Genomic DNA, 15987 nt, shown 5'->3' on the forward strand with positions numbered 1-15987 from the left:
GCATCATGACGCTTGCAGTCCAGTTCACTAACGTTTCCCGGCAGTTCGGCGAAGTGAAAGCCGTTGACCGGGTTTCCATCGATATCCAGGACGGCGAGTTCTTTTCCATGCTCGGCCCATCCGGTTCGGGCAAAACCACGTGCCTGCGCCTGATCGCCGGGTTCGAACAACCGAGTGCCGGGTCGATCCGCATTCACGGCGCCGAAGCCGCTGGATTGCCGCCGTATCAACGCGACGTCAACACGGTGTTTCAGGACTACGCGCTGTTCCCGCACATGAACGTGCTGGACAACGTCGCCTACGGTTTGAAGGTCAAAGGTGTCGGCAAAGCCGAGCGCCACAAGCGCGCCGAAGAAGCATTGGACATGGTCGCTCTCGGCGGCTACGGCGCCCGCAAACCGGTGCAGTTGTCCGGCGGTCAGCGCCAGCGTGTCGCCCTCGCCCGTGCGCTGGTCAATCGTCCGCGCGTGTTGCTGCTCGATGAGCCGCTCGGCGCGCTCGATCTGAAACTGCGCGAGCAAATGCAGAGTGAACTGAAGAAGCTGCAACGCCAACTCGGCATCACTTTCATCTTCGTTACCCATGACCAGACTGAAGCGCTGTCGATGTCGGATCGCGTGGCGGTGTTCAACAAGGGCCGCATCGAACAGGTCGATACCCCGCGCAATCTGTACATGAAACCGGCCACCACTTTTGTCGCCGAATTCGTCGGCACCTCCAACGTGATTCGCGGTGATCTGGCGCGCCAGCTCAGCGGTCATCCGCAGCCGTTTTCGATTCGCCCAGAGCACGTGCACTTCGCCGAAGGTCCGCTGGCCAGCCACGAAATCGAAGTCAGCGGTTTGCTGCACGACATCCAGTATCAGGGCAGCGCCACGCGCTATGAACTGACCCTGGAAAACGGCCAGACCCTGAGCATCAGCCAAGCCAACAATCAGTGGATCGACAGCAGCGCCCAGCATCAGACCGGTACCCGCCTCAGCGCACGCTGGGCACGGGAAGCGATGATTCCGTTGCACGACACCGTTGCGAGCGGGGTGTGAAATGAGCACGCTCGCGATGTCTCAATCGCCGCCGCTGCGCAGGTTTTCCAACCTGCTGTATCGCAAGCCGAACCTGTACTTGTCGTTGCTATTGGTGCCGCCACTGCTGTGGTTCGGCGCGATCTATCTCGGCTCGTTGCTGGTGTTGCTGTGGCAAGGTTTCTACACCTTCGACGACTTCACCATGGCGGTCACGCCGGACCTGACGCTGGCGAATTTTGCTGCGCTGTTTCAGCAGTCAAACTTCGACATCATCCTGCGCACGCTGAGCATGGCGATTGCCGTATCGATTGCCAGCGCCATCGTTGCGTTCCCGATTGCCTACTACATGGCGCGCTACACCACAGGCAAGACCAAGGCGTTTTTCTACATCGCGGTGATGATGCCGATGTGGGCCAGTTACATCGTCAAGGCCTACGCCTGGACGTTGCTGCTGGCCAAGGGCGGAGTCGCACAATGGTTCGTTCAGCACCTGGGGCTGGAGCCGGTGTTGCAGTTGATTCTGGGGATTCCCGGTGTCGGCGGCAGCACGTTGTCGACCTCGCATCTGGGGCGCTTCATGGTCTTCGTCTACATCTGGCTGCCGTTCATGATCCTGCCGATTCAGGCTTCGCTGGAACGTCTGCCGCCGTCACTGCTGCAAGCCTCTGCCGACCTTGGCGCCAAGCCACGCCAAACCTTCATGCAAGTGATCCTTCCGCTGTCGGTGCCGGGCATTGCTGCGGGTTCGATCTTCACTTTTTCGCTGACCCTGGGTGACTTCATCGTGCCGCAACTGGTGGGCCCACCGGGCTACTTCGTTGGCAGCATGGTTTATGCGCAGCAAGGTGCGATCGGCAACATGCCGATGGCGGCGGCGTTCACGCTGGTGCCGATTGTGTTGATTGCGGTTTACCTGTCCATCGTCAAACGACTGGGGGCCTTCGATGCACTCTGAGAAAGCGTCTATTGGTTTGCGCATCGCAGCCTGGGGCGGGTTGGTGTTTCTGCACTTCCCGATCCTGATCATCTTCCTTTACGCCTTCAACACCGAAGAAGCTGCGTTCAGTTTTCCGCCCAAGGGCTTCACCCTGCACTGGTTCAGCGTGGCGTTTTCGCGGCCGGACGTTTTGGAGGCGATCAAGCTGTCGCTACAGATCGCATCCATTGCCACGTTGATCGCCATGGTGCTCGGCACCCTTGCTTCGGCGGCGTTGTATCGCCGGGACTTCTTCGGCAAACAAGGCATTTCGCTGATGCTGATCCTGCCGATTGCGCTGCCGGGGATCATCACCGGGATTGCCTTGCTGGCGACGTTCAAGACGCTGGGTATCGAACCGGGGATGTTCACCATCATCGTTGGCCACGCGACCTTCTGCGTGGTGATCGTCTACAACAACGTCATCGCCCGCCTGCGCCGCACTTCGCACAGTTTGATCGAGGCCTCGATGGACCTCGGCGCCGATGGCTGGCAGACCTTCCGCTATATCATCCTGCCGAGTCTCGGTTCGGCGTTGCTGGCCGGCGGCATGCTCGCGTTTGCGCTGTCGTTCGACGAAATCATCGTCACCACGTTTACCGCCGGGCATGAGCGCACGTTGCCGTTGTGGTTGCTCAATCAGTTGAGCCGCCCACGGGATGTGCCAGTGACCAACGTCGTCGCCATGCTGGTGATGATGGTGACCATGCTGCCGATTCTCGGCGCGTACTACCTGACCCGAGGTGGCGAGAGCGTGGCGGGTAGTGGCGGGAAATGAATATTTAACAGTCACCACTATCCCTGTGGGAGCGGGCTTGCCCGCGAAGAGGCCGTCACATCCAGCATTGATGGCGGCTGACACATTGCCTTCGCGGGCAAGCCCGCTCCCACAGGGTTTTCGGTTTCTTCAGAAAAATAACAATTGCTTCGAAGAGGACAAAATCATGCAAACCAAACTCTTGATCAACGGCCAACTGGTCAACGGCGAAGGTCCGGCGCAACCGGTGCTCAATCCTTCGCTCGGCGCAGTGCTGGTGGAAATCAACGAAGCCAGCGAAGCCCAGGTCGATGCCGCCGTACGTGCCGCCGACAATGCCTTCGATGCCTGGTCGCAAACCCCACCGAAAGAACGCTCTTTGCTGCTTCTGAAACTCGCTGACGCCATCGAAGCCCACGGCGAAGAGTTGGCGAAACTCGAGTCCGACAACTGCGGCAAACCCTACAGTGCCGCGCTCAATGACGAGATCCCGGCGATTGCCGATGTGTTCCGTTTCTTCGCTGGCGCCAGCCGTTGTATGAGCGGTTCGGCCGGTGGTGAATACTTGCCGGGTCACACCTCGATGATCCGTCGCGATCCGGTTGGCGTGATCGCTTCCATCGCTCCGTGGAACTACCCGCTGATGATGGTCGCGTGGAAAATCGCTCCGGCGCTGGCTGCGGGTAATACCGTGGTACTCAAGCCGTCGGAACAAACCCCACTGACCGCGTTGCGTCTGGCCGAACTGGCGTCGGAAATCTTCCCGGCCGGCGTGCTCAATCTGGTGTTCGGCCGTGGTTCTACAGTCGGCAGTCCGCTGGTGACTCACCCGAAAGTGCGCATGGTTTCGCTGACCGGTTCGATTGCTACTGGTGCCAACATCATTTCCAGCACTGCCGACAGCGTCAAACGCATGCACATGGAACTCGGCGGCAAGGCGCCGGTGCTGATCTTTGATGACGCCGACATTGATGCTGCGGTGGAAGGCATCCGCACTTTCGGTTTCTACAACGCCGGGCAGGATTGCACGGCGGCGTGCCGGATTTATGCGCAGCAAGGCATCTACGACAAATTCGTCGAGAAACTCGGCGCAGCGGTCAGAACCATCAAATACGGTTTGCAGGATGATCCAACGACCGAACTCGGTCCGTTGATCACTGCGCAGCATCGTGACCGCGTGGCCGGTTTCGTCGAACGCGCCGTGGCGCAGCCGCACATTCGTTTGATCACTGGCGGCAAGGCTGTGGACGGTAATGGCTTCTTCTTCGAACCGACCGTGTTGGCCGACGCGCAGCAGGACGACGAGATCGTTCGCCGCGAAGTCTTCGGGCCGGTGGTGTCAGTGACCAAGTTCACCGATGAAGCGCAGGCGCTGGAGTGGGCCAACGATTCGGACTACGGCCTTGCGTCATCGGTGTGGACCGCTGATGTAGGACGCGCCCATCGTCTGGCTGCACGGTTGCAGTACGGCTGCACCTGGGTGAATACGCACTTCATGCTGGTCAGCGAAATGCCCCATGGCGGTCAGAAATTGTCCGGTTATGGCAAGGACATGTCCATGTATGGGCTGGAGGACTACACCACGGTTCGGCATGTGATGTTCAAGCACTAAGCCTTTAAAGGCTTCGCGAGCAAGCTCGCTCCCACAGGGGAATGCATTCCAAATGTGGGAGCGAGCTTGCTCGCGAAGGCGTCACCCCGGTTTCAGGAAGGAAACCGGCATTACGCACCACCAGGATTCAACCCAGAACAATAACTACCGACCCGGGCGGCGCTGACAAAGCCCCGCCACGGCCTCGGCCATCCGAAATCTGCCGATTTCACGGAGCAAAACACACATGAGTTCCTCACCCAATCTCTCCGCCGCCGTTGCCGACAGCGATGCCGAACAACTGCGCAAACTGGGCTACACCTCGAACTTCAACCGCAGCATGAGCCTGTGGGAAAACTTCGCTTTGGGCTTCACTTATCTGTCACCGGTCGTAGGGGTTTATACCCTGTTCGGCCTGTGTCTTGCCGCTGGCGGCCCGCCGATGTTCTGGGCCTATTTGCTGGTCGGTTGCGGCCAGTTGCTGGTGTGCCTGATCTTCGGTGAAGTCGTCTCGCAATTTCCGATTTCCGGTGGCGTTTACCCTTGGGCGCGTCGTCTTGTTGGCAAGAAATGGGCATGGATGGTTGGCTGGATCTACTCCATCGCCCTGTGCGTCACCATCGCCGCAGTTGCTGTTGGCGCGGGCCCGTACCTGGCCGCCATGATGGGCTTTGAGCCGAGCAACAACACCAACATCGTCATCGCGCTGGTGCTGACCTTGTTCGCCACGCTGGTCAACCTCAGCGGCACCAAAGTGTTGGCGCGCATTGCCATGTTCGGCTTTCTCTGCGAACTGGTCGGCGCGGTAATCGTCGGCGTTTATCTGCTGGTTTTCGAACGTCATCAGCCGCTCAGCGTGCTGTTCAACACCTTCGATATCAGCGTCGATGGCTCGTACCTGCCGGCGTTCCTCACCGCTTCGCTGGCGGGGATGTTCCTCTACTACGGCTTCGAGGCTTGCGGTGACGTCGCCGAAGAAACACCGAACCCAAGCAAGCAAATCCCGATTGCGATGCGCATGACCATCTACATCGGTGGCATCGCGGCAATGTTCGCCTGCCTGGCGCTGATCCTCGCCGTACCGGACATGCAAGCGGTGATCAACGGCACCGACAAAGACCCGGTCACCACCATCCTCAACAACGCCTTCGGCCCGGTTGGCTCGAAAGTGGTGATGGGCGTGGTGATGATTTCCTTCATCTCCTGCGTCATCAGCCTACAGGCAGCGGCGAGTCGTCTGCTGTACTCCTACGCTCGCGATGAGATGGTCGTCGGCAGCCGACTGCTGAAAAAGATTTCTCCTACAACCCAAGTGCCGGTTGCCGCACTGTTCGTGTCCGGCGTCCTGCCCAGCCTGATCATCGCCCTCGGCTTCTTCCTGCAAGACGCCGTGGCGACCATCGTCAGCTTCGCTGCCATCGGCATCTACCTCGCGTTCCAGATGATCGTCCTCGCCGCTCTGTACGCCCGCAGCAAAGGCTGGAAACCGAGCGGCAAATTCACCCTCGGCGCGTGGGGCTGGCCGGTGAACATCGGCGCGCTGATCTACGGCGTCAGCGCCATCATCAACATGGCCTGGCCACGCACGCCGGATGCGGCGTGGTACGTGAACTATGCGATGGTGTTGAGCACGGCAATCGTGATCGGGTTGGGCTTGTTGTACATGTGGATCGGCAAGCCGTATGACCATGGCAAGGCCCCGGCTGGGGATGCGTGGAAGGTGAGTCGCTAAAAGCGTTTGATCCCGGCACCGACAAGGTGCCGGGGTTCAGGAAAGCCGAGAAACATCGTCAAAAAGAAAGCTCTGCCTGATCGTGCTTCAGCAAGGAAATACGTTCGAACAGTTTGATTTTTTCATTGGCTTTTTGCTTGGCGTGATCGGACATGAATGCAATCAACTCTTCGAGCTGACTGACGTCTCCGACCACTTTGAATTCCTTTTCCTTGTTGACGAAAACAAGCGACTTCTTCTTTCTCGACAACAGTTCAATGACGTTGCTGAGCGTCCCGGTACTTTTCGCATCCCAGATCATCAAGCCGTAGTCCGCCGCTTCGGCCATCACCACGTCTTTTTCGGTAAAGAACGCTCTCGACCCCTTGGAATGCCTGGAATCGACTGTTCTGGCGGGCCACTGTCCAAGGTTATTCCGCGGTGCTGAACCGCTACAAAAAACAGTGGTTTTGGATCGCTCGAGACTCAGCAGATATTCCTGAATCGAGGCATCGGCGCCACTTGCGTCACCGACCACCACTTCAAAATCGGACGCAACGATATTATTGATACGCTCTTTAACCTTCGGATCAAGGTTCTTGATGTTGATAGAGCCGGCAATAAATACAGTCGTCATTGAGTTCACTTCCAAGTTAGTGCTGCCACGTAGATTCTCCCTACCTTCGGATATTCACGCAAAACAGCACAGGCCGCGTCCATCGACGCCCCGCTATCAAACAAATCATCTACAACCAAAACATTCCAGCGTCCATCGGTGGTGATTTCATCATTGACGCTGAAACTGTCTCCAATCGCGGCAACCTTGTCTGCTTTCGAATGCAAATCTTTAAGCGATTTTCCGGTTGCCGATTTTCGAAGCAAATCAAAATGCGTCACATCGAGGAAATCATCCCCTGTAACGAGACCTTTGCGATGTCTTATCTGAAAAGAATTGACTGTGCCGAGCGCCTGAAAGCCATTTGCATCGGCATCGACGATGCCGACGAAAATATGTTGATTGATCTGGCCACAGTGAAAGCCAAGTGGCTTTCACTGTGGCTATCCCGAGGTTAAAACCGCGAAACACTCCGCATCGCATCCACCAGATAGCGCATCGCAATCCGGTCCCCTTCTGAAAGCTCTCGATAACGCTCCACCAGTTTCAGCTCGTCGGAGCTGAGTCGGCGTCTTTTGCGGCCGCTGCCCAGGCAAGGAAAGATGCCCAGCATGTCGGTGATACCTTGGATTTTTGCCATGGACGATGTCCTTTTCTCGATACATCAGAAACTGCTTAAACACCACATCGCCCTGCTCCTTTCAGCAGCGCCTTGTGCCCCACCGGCCTGGAAGGTCGTACCGGTCATGTCCCTAGAATAGGAATTTAATCGGCGCTGAAAAGCAGTTTTTAGAGTAATTAGTCGAGAAAAGCAGATATGCCCTGAAAATCAGAAAGACCCGTCGGAAATTTAACCGACATGTCTTGTTTCATTGACACTCTGTCGGCGTGAACGAACGAATTTTGCAACGCGAGCGAACGGTTTAAGCTAGCGGGCATCTGTTTATAGTCCGTTGCGTTTGGCCGAAGGCATGTCCGAACCGTTATTTCTGATCCAGCACGTGCCAGGAAAGGCGCGGGATTGCACACGACAGGTTGTATTTATGCACCGCAGGAATTTGCTCAAAGCGTCCATGGCCATTGCGGCTTATACCGGTCTTTCGGCCACCGGCCTGTTGGCGACCCGCGCCTGGGCTGCGTCAGGCGGCGCGGCCGATGGCGAGGCGCAGGCATTCGATTTCGAAGAACTTAAGCGTCAGGCCAAGCAACTGGCCGGCAAGGGTTATCAGGACACTAAACAGGTGCTGCCGCCGACGCTGGCAACCATGACCCCGCAGAACTTCAACGCGATCCGCTATGACGGCGAACATTCGCTGTGGAGGGAGAACAAGGGTCAGCTCGACGTGCAGTTCTTCCACGTCGGCATGGGTTTCCGCCAACCGGTGCGCATGTACAGCGTCGATCCCAAGACTCGTACTGCCCGCGAAGTGCATTTCCGCCCGGCACTGTTCAACTACGAGAACACTTCGGTAGACACCCAGCAGCTCAAGGGCGACCTGGGTTTTGCCGGCTTCAAGCTGTTCAAGGCACCGGAGCTGGATCGCCATGACGTGGTGTCGTTCCTCGGCGCCAGCTACTTCCGCGCGGTAGACGCCTCTGGCCAATATGGCTTGTCGGCACGCGGTCTGGCCATCGACACCTACGCCAAGAAGCGCGAAGAATTCCCCGATTTCACCAAGTTCTGGTTCGAGACACCCGACAAGAACGCGACCCGCTTTGTGGTCTACGCCCTGCTCGATTCGCCAAGCGCCACCGGTGCGTATCGCTTCGACATCGACTGCCAGGCCGAGCGCGTGGTGATGGAGGTCGACGCCCACATCAATGCGCGCACTGCCATCGAACAACTGGGCATCTCACCGATGACCAGCATGTTCAGTTGCGGCAACCACGAGCGCCGCATGTGCGACACCATCCACCCGCAAATTCACGATTCGGATCGTCTGGCCATGTGGCGCGGCAACGGCGAGTGGATCTGCCGTCCGCTGAACAATCCGGCAACGTTGCAGTTCAACGCGTTCGCCGATACCGATCCGAAAGGTTTCGGCCTGGTGCAGACCGATCACGAGTTCGCCAATTATCAGGACACCGTCGATTGGTACAGCAAGCGCCCAAGCCTGTGGGTAGAACCTACAACCGCTTGGGGCGAAGGCTCTATCGATCTGCTGGAAATTCCTACAACCGGCGAGACCCTCGACAACATCGTCGCGTTCTGGACCCCGAAAAAACCGGTAGCGGCCGGCGACTCGCTGAACTACGGCTACAAGCTCTACTGGAGCGCCCTGCCGCCCGTCAGCACGCCGCTGGCACGCGTGCAGGCGACCCGATCCGGCATGGGTGGTTTTACCGAAGGCTGGGCACCGGGCGAGCATTACCCGCCAGTCTGGGCGCGGCGCTTTGCCGTGGACTTTACTGGCGGCGGTCTGGATCGCCTGCCGCAGGGCACCGGGATCGAGCCGGTGGTCACTTGCTCCAACGGCAAGGTGCAGGACTTCAGCGTTCTGGTGCTGGATGACATCAAGGGCTACCGGATTCTGTTCGACTGGTACCCGACCAGCGACAGCGTCGAGCCGGTGGAACTGCGGTTGTTCATCCGCACCAATGACCGCACGCTGAGTGAAACCTGGTTGTACCAGTACTTCCCGCCGGCGCCGGACAAGCGTAAGTACCCTTGAGGGTTCCTGGAGCCTGATATGGCCTCTTCGCTGGCAAGCCAGCTCCCACAGGAACTCACCACGAAAACCTGTGGGAGCTGGCTTGCCAGCGAAGGCGGCAGCACAGGCAACAGAGAAACCCGCAGGTAAAACAAAGCCCCGACCATCACTGGCCGGGGCTTTTGTGTTTCAGCAGGCTATCAATCGCGCAGATCAGACTCATGAATCGGCTGATCACGATGGGTCGCACGTTGATACTGCGCAGGCCACACCGCTTGGCGGCCACCCAGATCGTCATCGGCGTGCAGCGGCCAGTACGGATCACGCAGCAACTCGCGGGCGAGGAAGATGATATCGGCCTGACAGGTGCGCAGAATGTGTTCTGCCTGCGCCGGCTCGGTAATCATTCCCACGGTGCCGGTGGCGATGCCTGACTCTTTGCGCACCCGTTCAGCGAAGCGTGTCTGATAACCCGGCCCGACCGGAATCTCGGCGTTCGCTGCCGTGCCACCCGAAGATACGTCGATCAAGTCCACACCCAGCGCTTTCAGGCGTCGCGCCAGCTCCACGGTTTCATCAGGATTCCAGCCATCTTCGACCCAATCAGTGGCCGAAACCCTGACAAACACCGGCAACTCTTCAGGCCAGACTGCCCTGACCGCTTCGGTGACTTGCAGCACCAGCCGGGTACGGTTTTCGAACGAGCCGCCGTACTGATCACGACGTTGATTGCTCAACGGCGACAGAAACTGATGCAGCAGATACCCATGAGCCGCGTGCACTTCGACCACGCTGAAACCCGCCGTCAGCGCACGTTTTGCCGCATCGACAAAAGCCTGAATGACCTCGGCGATCTGCCCTTCATCGAGCTGTGTCGGTTGGGTATGCTGCGGATCAAAGGCAATCGGCGATGGCCCGACCGGGGTCCAGCCGCCATCATCGAGTTTGACGCTGCCGTGCTTGCCCAGCCACGGCCGATGAGTGCTGGCCTTGCGCCCGGCATGCGCCAGTTGAATACCGGCGACGGCGCCTTGCGCGGTGATGAAGCGGGTGATGCGTTGCAATGGCTCGATCTGTTCGTCGTTCCACAAACCAAGATCTTCAGCGGTGATCCGCCCGTCGGCAGTGACCGCCGTGGCCTCGGTGAATATCAGACCGGCGCCACCCACGGCACGGCTGCCCAGATGGACGAGGTGCCAGTCATTGGCCAGACCATCGACGCTCGAATACTGGCACATCGGCGATACGGCGATGCGGTTGGGCAGGGTCAGTTGGCGGAGAGTAAAGGGTTCAAGCAGCAGACTCATGGGGCACCTCTCATTTCAGTGGGCAGGCTCCAGGGTTCTGTTTGAAAAGTCGACGAGTGACAGGAAAAGGTGCAGCACCCGCCCCCGCGGGCAAAAAATTCGACAAGACGTCACAAGGCCAATCAAGCAGTGCTTAGAGCCTAGTCGACAACCGGGGATGAGGGAGGGTTCAGAGTGATTCAGTGTGTGAACGGACGCTTTCGCGAGCAAGCTCGCTCCCACGGGGGAATGCATTCCTATGTGGGAGCGAGCTTGCTCGCGAATGTCGTCAGCGCGGTTCGATGTGGGCGATCATCAGTTGCACGGTTTCATTGCCACGAAACTCGTTGAGGTCGAGCTTGTAAGCCAGTTCGACCCACTTGATCGTCGGGTTCGGCCAGATGTCGCGGTCGATGCCGAAGGCGATACCGTCGAGTTTCACCGAGCCACATTCGCTTTTCAGCACCACTTTAAGGTGCCGCTCGCCAACCACCCGCTGCTCGACCAGTTGAAACACGCCATGAAACAGCGGCTCCGGGAAGTGCTGACCCCAGGGCCCGGCATGGCGCAGCGCGCGGGCCAGTTCCAGGTGAAACTCTTCGACCGCCAGGGTGCCGTCCGACAGCAGGCGCCCGGTCAGGTCTTCTTCGCGAAGTTGCCTACGCACCTCGGCGTCGAATGCCTCGGCGAACAACGGAAAGTTCTCCTGCGGCAAGGTCAGACCGGCCGCCATCGCGTGACCGCCGTACTTGGCGATCAGATTCGGATGCTGCGCCGCCACCACACTCAACGCGTCACGAATGTGGAAACCCTGCACTGAACGCCCCGAGCCCTTGAGCAGGCCATCACCGGCATCAGCGAAGGCAATCGTCGGGCGGAAATATCGCTCTTTCATCCGCGAGGCAAGAATGCCGATGACGCCTTGGTGCCACTCGGGATCGAACAGGCACAGACCGAACGGCATCGATTCCACCGGCAAGTCCTTGAGCTGCGCCAGCGCCTCGCGCTGCATGCCTTGCTCGATGGATTTGCGATCCTGATTCATGCCATCCAGTTGCACAGCCATTTCCCGGGCCATGTTGGCGTCTGCGGTGAGCAGGCATTCGATGCCAATACTCATGTCGTCCAGGCGCCCCGCCGCGTTCAAGCGTGGGCCAACGATAAAACCCAGATCGGTCGAAGTGATTCGCGTCGCGTCACGCTTGGCCACTTCGAGAATCGCTTTGATCCCCGGTCGTGCGCGACCGGCGCGAATCCGCTCAAGGCCCTGATGCACCAGAATCCGGTTGTTGGCATCCAGCGGCACCACGTCAGCGACGCTGCCCAGCGCCACCAGATCAAGCAATTCACCAATGTTCGGTTGCGGCTTGCTCTCGTACCAGCCGAGGCTGCGCAGGCGTGCGCGCAATGCCATCAGCACATAGAAAATCACCCCGACCCCGGCCAGCGCCTTGCTCGGAAACTCGCAGCCTGGCTGATTCGGATTGACCAGCGCATCGGCCTGCGGCAGTTCATCGCCGGGCAAGTGGTGGTCGGTGATCAGTACCTTGAGCCCGGCTTTCTTTGCCGCCGCCACGCCTTCAACGCTGGAGATACCGTTGTCGACCGTGATCAGCAATTGCGGCTCGCGAGTCAGGGCGACTTCAACGATTTCCGGGGTCAGGCCATAGCCGTATTCGAAGCGGTTTGGCACCAGATAATCGACATGCGCCGCACCGAGCAAACGCAGGCCCAGCACGCCGACGGTACTGGCGGTGGCGCCATCGGCATCGAAGTCACCGACGATCAGAATCCGCTGGCGCTGCTCCAGCGCCGTCACCAGCAGATCCACCGCCGCGTCGATACCCTTGAGCTGCTGGTACGGAATCAACCGCGCCAGGCTTTTGTCCAGTTCCGCCTCGGACTGCACGCCCCGCGCCGCATACAGACGCGTCAGCAGGGGCGGAAGATCACCGAGAAATGGCAGAGTGGCAGGCAGTTGGCGAGGTTCGATACGCATGGGGTGAAGGAAGCTTCTCTTGAATACGTGGGATTAATCAGCGGTGCGGAATCAGCCGCGCTCGCCCTGCAACCATTGCAACTGGACTTCGTGCTGACCACGGTCGTCGGTGACGAAAATCGTCCCTTCGCTGATCATTACGTCCCACTTGATGACGCGAGGCATGTCCTTGGCCAGAACTTCCAGGACTTCTTGCGGAACGGAAGCGATGTTGACGTTTTTCAGGTTCTTGATCGCCGGGATCACCTTGGTTTCCCAGACGCGCAGGCTGCCGTAGGCGAGCAGACTGGTACGTTCGGTACGGCGCGAGCACCAGGTCAGGCGATCAGAGTCCGGCTGGCCGACTTCGATCCAGTGCAGGACGCGGTCGTCCAGGCTTTTTTCCCACAGGGCAGGTTCATCCACGTCCGACAGACCACGGCCAAACGACAACTGCTCGTTGTACCAGAGGGCGTAGGCCAGCAGTCGCACAGTCATGCGCTCTTCGGTTTCCGAAGGGTGACGGGCGATGGTCTGCTTCACGCTCTCGTAGACGTTGCGGTCGAGGTCGGTGAGGTTCAGTTCGAATTTATAGGTGGTGGACGGCTGGGCCATGAACGGGCTTCTTGATACGAGGAAAGTCGGCAAGTCTAACCGATGCTGTAGGCAATCAACCAATTGATGGCGATCAACCATGAGCGGCTGACAGCCGGCTATGTTAAAACCCTGTATCCGCTCAACCTTGTCCTACAGGATTCAGCATGCCGTTTGCCAATAAGCCGCTCAGCGGTCTGAAAGTCATTGAATTGGGTACATTGATTGCCGGGCCGTTTGCCTCGCGCATTTGCGGCGAGTTCGGCGCAGAAATCATCAAGATCGAATCGCCGGACGGCGGCGATCCGTTGCGCAAATGGCGCAAGTTGTACGAAGGCACTTCGTTGTGGTGGTTCGTTCAGGCGCGTAACAAGAAGTCGCTGACGCTCAACCTCAAGCATCCTGATGGCCTGGCGATTCTGAAAAAACTGCTCAGCGAAGCCGATATTCTCATCGAGAACTTCCGCCCCGGCGTGCTGGAAAAACTCGGCCTGAGCTGGGAAACCCTGCACGCGCTCAATCCGAAACTGGTGATGGTGCGTCTATCAGGCTTTGGCCAGACCGGGCCGATGAAAGATCAGCCGGGGTTCGGCGCAGTCGGTGAGTCCATGGGTGGCCTGCGCTACATCACCGGTTTTGAAGACCGTCCGCCAGTACGCACCGGCATCTCCATCGGCGACTCGATTGCCGCGCTGTGGGGCGTGATCGGTGCGCTGATGGCGCTGCGTCATCGCGAGGTCAACGGCGGTCTCGGTCAAGTGGTCGATGTGGCGCTGTACGAAGCGATTTTCGCGATGATGGAAAGCATGGTTCCGGAGTTCGATGTGTTCGGTTTCATTCGCGAACGCACCGGCAACATCATGCCCGGCATCACGCCGTCGTCGATCCACACCAGCGCCGATGGCAAACATGTGCAGATCGGCGCCAACGGCGATGCGATCTTCAAACGTTTCATGCTGATCATTGGTCGCGAAGATCTGGCCAACGATCCGACGCTGGCCAGCAACGACGGGCGCGACAACCGGCGTGATGAGTTGTATGGCGTAATCGATCGCTGGGTCAACTCGCTGCCGTTGCAGACGGTGCTGGATCTGCTCAATCAGGCTGAAGTCCCGGCCAGCCGGATCTTCAGTGCTGAAGACATGTTCACCGATCCGCAGTACCTCGCCCGGGAGATGTTCCTGCACGCCAAACTGCCGGATGGCAAACCCTTCAAGATGCCGGGTATTGTGCCGAAACTCTCTGAGACACCGGGCAGTTCCGAATGGGTCGGACCGCAGCTCGGTGAACACAACGCGCAGGTACTTCACGATCTTGGCTACGACGAGCGACAGATCGCCAAACTGCGTGAAGATGGGGCTATCTAAGCTGAAACCTCGGAAATATTCGACCGCCAACCACGCCCACCACTGGTGGACGTGGCGCCTGTTCGGCCTGCTTTTTCTGCTGGTTCTGCCGACATGGGCGCAGGCAAAACCAACGCTGATCTGGCTACTGCGAGACCTGCCGCCGCTGACCATTTTCGAAGGAGAGAAAAAGGGTCAGGGCGTCATCGATCAACTGATGCCGGCGCTGATCGCCGGCATGCCGCAATACGAACACACCCTGATGCGGGTCAATCGCGCCCGTGGCATGCAAATGCTTCACGAATCGAGTTTTGTCTGCGACCCGTCGCTGGTCTGGAGCAAGGAGCGCACGCAGTGGATTGCGTTCTCGATTCCGGCGTTCCGCGCTGTCAGCAATGGCCTGGTCGTGCGTAAGAAAGATCGCGCCGTACTCGACCCTTTTGTGGTCGATGGCGAGGTCGATCTGGCAGCTTTTCTGGCCAATGGCGAGAAAAAAATCGGCGTGGTGGCTGAGCGCAGTTACGGCGAAGTGCTCGACAACTTGCTCCGTCAGGCACCCATCGGTACGTTGACGCCGCATTACGGCAATGACGCCTTGAACAGTCTGCTGTTGATGCAGCGTCGGGACCGCTTGCAGGTGGTATTGGGTTATTGGCCGGAGATTCGCTATCAAGCGCATCTGGCGCAGATCGCCGAAGACGAGTTGGTGTTCTATCCCGTTCAGGGCACGGGCAAATATCTGTCTGGTTATATCGGTTGCTCCGACACCACTCAGGGACGGCAAGCGATCCGCGAGATCAATCAACTGCTGCGCGCCCTGCCCCATGCTCATATTGACCAGCTCTACGCCAACTGGCTTGATCCCGAGCGGCGCGAGGACTATCTGGAGCAGGCGCGGATTTTCTTCGAGAAACAGGCTGCGCAATAAATCGCGGACAAAAGAAACCCCGAGAAGTGGGGAGACGACTCGGGGTTAAACGTGGCCTACATAAGGACCCGTAGCAGCAAGCGACAAGCACCGGAGCACAATGCTTGATCCTGCTGTTACAAGGTCTGACTGACCGCGACGCCGGAAGGTTCCGATAAAATAAAGTTCATTTTCACAGCGCCGGACGCTTGTCCAGGGCCGCATTGCGCAACGCCGCGATAACGCAGGGTTCCAGCCGCCCTTCGGCGATCATCACGTCACGGTGCAAGCCGTCGACGACATCCGTCAGCAGACGTTTGTCGGTCAGTTGCGCCTGATTGAATTCGCGCTCCACCACGATAGCGCCGTTGCCGCTCTTCAAGGTCACCAGGCACTCGCCATGGGAACCGCACGGAGTCAACGTCACCAGATACGGGCTTAGAGCCTCACCGAGCAATAGACTGATACTTTCCATCTCGATCTCCACTCAATAGTCCGAAAACATTGTGTTTGGGGCATGGTGCCTGGGGCGTGTTCACAATAAATGAC

Annotated in this window: 16 protein-coding genes; 9 read left to right on the forward strand and 7 right to left on the reverse strand. The window is 58.7% G+C overall.

Translation table 11 applies throughout. The features are described 5' to 3' along the window. The first annotated feature begins 5 nt into the window (after positions 1 to 5). From ACTWLJ_RS01620 to ACTWLJ_RS01640, 5 genes are all read left to right on the forward strand, one after another. Positions 6 to 1043 carry an ABC transporter ATP-binding protein gene (locus tag ACTWLJ_RS01620; RefSeq protein ID WP_445179634.1) on the forward strand — a complete coding sequence of 346 codons (1038 nt, stop codon included), beginning with the start codon at positions 6 to 8 and terminating at the stop codon, positions 1041 to 1043. 1 nt (position 1044) lies between these two features. Then, on the forward strand, positions 1045 to 1980 hold the full coding sequence (locus ACTWLJ_RS01625) for an ABC transporter permease (protein WP_445179635.1): 936 nt from the start codon (positions 1045 to 1047) through the stop codon (positions 1978 to 1980). Further along, positions 1970 to 2779, forward strand: coding sequence for an ABC transporter permease (locus tag ACTWLJ_RS01630; RefSeq protein ID WP_445179636.1), 810 nt, complete (start codon positions 1970 to 1972; stop codon positions 2777 to 2779). Before ACTWLJ_RS01625 ends, ACTWLJ_RS01630 begins: the two co-directional genes overlap by 11 nt. Before the next feature lie 166 nt (positions 2780 to 2945). Beyond that, on the forward strand, positions 2946 to 4370 hold the full coding sequence (locus tag ACTWLJ_RS01635; RefSeq protein WP_445179637.1) for a gamma-aminobutyraldehyde dehydrogenase: 1425 nt from the start codon (positions 2946 to 2948) through the stop codon (positions 4368 to 4370). Between the two features lie 226 nt (positions 4371 to 4596). Next, complete coding sequence (locus ACTWLJ_RS01640) at positions 4597 to 6081, forward strand: APC family permease (protein WP_445179638.1); 1485 nt, start codon at positions 4597 to 4599, stop codon at positions 6079 to 6081. A gap of 58 nt (positions 6082 to 6139) precedes the next feature. On the opposite strand, the gene ACTWLJ_RS01645 is transcribed toward ACTWLJ_RS01640, so the two are convergent. Together ACTWLJ_RS01645 and ACTWLJ_RS01650 are read right to left on the reverse strand one after the other, a co-directional pair. After that, positions 6140 to 6697 carry a hypothetical protein gene (locus ACTWLJ_RS01645; RefSeq protein WP_445179639.1) on the reverse strand — a complete coding sequence of 186 codons (558 nt, stop codon included), beginning with the start codon at positions 6695 to 6697 and terminating at the stop codon, positions 6140 to 6142. Positions 6698 to 6702: 5 nt separating this feature from the next. Further along, positions 6703 to 6957, reverse strand: coding sequence for a hypothetical protein (locus tag ACTWLJ_RS01650; RefSeq protein WP_445179640.1), 255 nt, complete (start codon positions 6955 to 6957; stop codon positions 6703 to 6705). Between the two features lie 36 nt (positions 6958 to 6993). On the opposite strand from ACTWLJ_RS01650, the gene ACTWLJ_RS01655 reads away from it, so the two are divergent. After that, complete coding sequence (locus tag ACTWLJ_RS01655) at positions 6994 to 7134, forward strand: hypothetical protein (protein WP_401219090.1); 141 nt, start codon at positions 6994 to 6996, stop codon at positions 7132 to 7134. On the opposite strand, the gene ACTWLJ_RS01660 is transcribed toward ACTWLJ_RS01655, so the two are convergent. Beyond that, on the reverse strand, positions 7131 to 7316 hold the full coding sequence (locus tag ACTWLJ_RS01660; RefSeq protein ID WP_016986386.1) for a hypothetical protein: 186 nt from the start codon (positions 7314 to 7316) through the stop codon (positions 7131 to 7133). The two genes, ACTWLJ_RS01655 and ACTWLJ_RS01660, sit on opposite strands and share 4 nt — an antisense overlap. A 403-nt stretch (positions 7317 to 7719) precedes the next feature. On the opposite strand from ACTWLJ_RS01660, the gene ACTWLJ_RS01665 reads away from it, so the two are divergent. Further along, complete coding sequence (locus ACTWLJ_RS01665; protein WP_445179641.1) at positions 7720 to 9348, forward strand: glucan biosynthesis protein D; 1629 nt, start codon at positions 7720 to 7722, stop codon at positions 9346 to 9348. Positions 9349 to 9527: 179 nt separating this feature from the next. On the opposite strand, the gene ACTWLJ_RS01670 is transcribed toward ACTWLJ_RS01665, so the two are convergent. From ACTWLJ_RS01670 to ACTWLJ_RS01680, 3 genes are all read right to left on the reverse strand, one after another. Continuing rightward, on the reverse strand, positions 9528 to 10634 hold the full coding sequence (locus ACTWLJ_RS01670) for an NADH:flavin oxidoreductase/NADH oxidase (protein WP_445179642.1): 1107 nt from the start codon (positions 10632 to 10634) through the stop codon (positions 9528 to 9530). 268 nt (positions 10635 to 10902) lie between these two features. Continuing rightward, the gene (recJ, locus tag ACTWLJ_RS01675; protein ID WP_445179643.1) at positions 10903 to 12612 is read right to left on the reverse strand and encodes a single-stranded-DNA-specific exonuclease RecJ; all 1710 of its coding nucleotides are present in this window, start codon (positions 12610 to 12612) and stop codon (positions 10903 to 10905) included. Between the two features lie 51 nt (positions 12613 to 12663). Beyond that, positions 12664 to 13206 carry a YaeQ family protein gene (locus ACTWLJ_RS01680; RefSeq protein WP_445179644.1) on the reverse strand — a complete coding sequence of 181 codons (543 nt, stop codon included), beginning with the start codon at positions 13204 to 13206 and terminating at the stop codon, positions 12664 to 12666. A 146-nt stretch (positions 13207 to 13352) separates the two neighbouring features. On the opposite strand from ACTWLJ_RS01680, the gene ACTWLJ_RS01685 reads away from it, so the two are divergent. Both ACTWLJ_RS01685 and ACTWLJ_RS01690 read left to right on the forward strand, forming a co-directional pair. Further along, positions 13353 to 14552, forward strand: a complete 1200-nt coding sequence (locus ACTWLJ_RS01685; protein WP_445179645.1) for a CaiB/BaiF CoA transferase family protein — start codon at positions 13353 to 13355, stop codon at positions 14550 to 14552. Continuing rightward, positions 14533 to 15459: a TIGR02285 family protein gene (locus ACTWLJ_RS01690; RefSeq protein ID WP_445179646.1), complete on the forward strand. Its 927-nt coding sequence runs from the start codon at positions 14533 to 14535 to the stop codon at positions 15457 to 15459. The genes ACTWLJ_RS01685 and ACTWLJ_RS01690 overlap by 20 nt, the downstream gene beginning before the upstream one ends. Before the next feature lie 172 nt (positions 15460 to 15631). Here the strand turns inward: ACTWLJ_RS01690 and ACTWLJ_RS01695 are convergent, their stop codons facing one another. Beyond that, on the reverse strand, positions 15632 to 15913 hold the full coding sequence (locus ACTWLJ_RS01695) for a DUF3509 domain-containing protein (RefSeq protein WP_445179647.1): 282 nt from the start codon (positions 15911 to 15913) through the stop codon (positions 15632 to 15634). Positions 15914 to 15987: the final 74 nt, after the last annotated feature.

It is taken from the genome of Pseudomonas sp. McL0111, assembly GCF_052567255.1.

Bases quoted from the DNA above. Each gene is read 5' to 3' on its own strand.
- ACTWLJ_RS01670 (WP_445179642.1), bottom strand. From the start codon at position 10,634: ATGAGTCTGCTGCTTGAACCCTTTACTCTCCGCCAACTGACCCTGCCC.
- ACTWLJ_RS01625 (WP_445179635.1), top strand. From the start codon at position 1,045: ATGAGCACGCTCGCGATGTCTCAATCGCCGCCGCTGCGCAGGTTTTCC.
- ACTWLJ_RS01680 (WP_445179644.1), bottom strand. From the start codon at position 13,206: ATGGCCCAGCCGTCCACCACCTATAAATTCGAACTGAACCTCACCGAC.
- ACTWLJ_RS01685 (WP_445179645.1), top strand. From the start codon at position 13,353: ATGCCGTTTGCCAATAAGCCGCTCAGCGGTCTGAAAGTCATTGAATTG.
- ACTWLJ_RS01620 (WP_445179634.1), top strand. From the start codon at position 6: ATGACGCTTGCAGTCCAGTTCACTAACGTTTCCCGGCAGTTCGGCGAA.
- ACTWLJ_RS01635 (WP_445179637.1), top strand. From the start codon at position 2,946: ATGCAAACCAAACTCTTGATCAACGGCCAACTGGTCAACGGCGAAGGT.
- ACTWLJ_RS01665 (WP_445179641.1), top strand. From the start codon at position 7,720: ATGCACCGCAGGAATTTGCTCAAAGCGTCCATGGCCATTGCGGCTTAT.
- ACTWLJ_RS01630 (WP_445179636.1), top strand. From the start codon at position 1,970: ATGCACTCTGAGAAAGCGTCTATTGGTTTGCGCATCGCAGCCTGGGGC.
- ACTWLJ_RS01640 (WP_445179638.1), top strand. From the start codon at position 4,597: ATGAGTTCCTCACCCAATCTCTCCGCCGCCGTTGCCGACAGCGATGCC.
- ACTWLJ_RS01645 (WP_445179639.1), bottom strand. From the start codon at position 6,697: ATGACGACTGTATTTATTGCCGGCTCTATCAACATCAAGAACCTTGAT.
- recJ (WP_445179643.1), bottom strand. From the start codon at position 12,612: ATGCGTATCGAACCTCGCCAACTGCCTGCCACTCTGCCATTTCTCGGT.
- ACTWLJ_RS01655 (WP_401219090.1), top strand. From the start codon at position 6,994: ATGTCTTATCTGAAAAGAATTGACTGTGCCGAGCGCCTGAAAGCCATT.
- ACTWLJ_RS01695 (WP_445179647.1), bottom strand. From the start codon at position 15,913: ATGGAAAGTATCAGTCTATTGCTCGGTGAGGCTCTAAGCCCGTATCTG.
- ACTWLJ_RS01660 (WP_016986386.1), bottom strand. From the start codon at position 7,316: ATGGCAAAAATCCAAGGTATCACCGACATGCTGGGCATCTTTCCTTGC.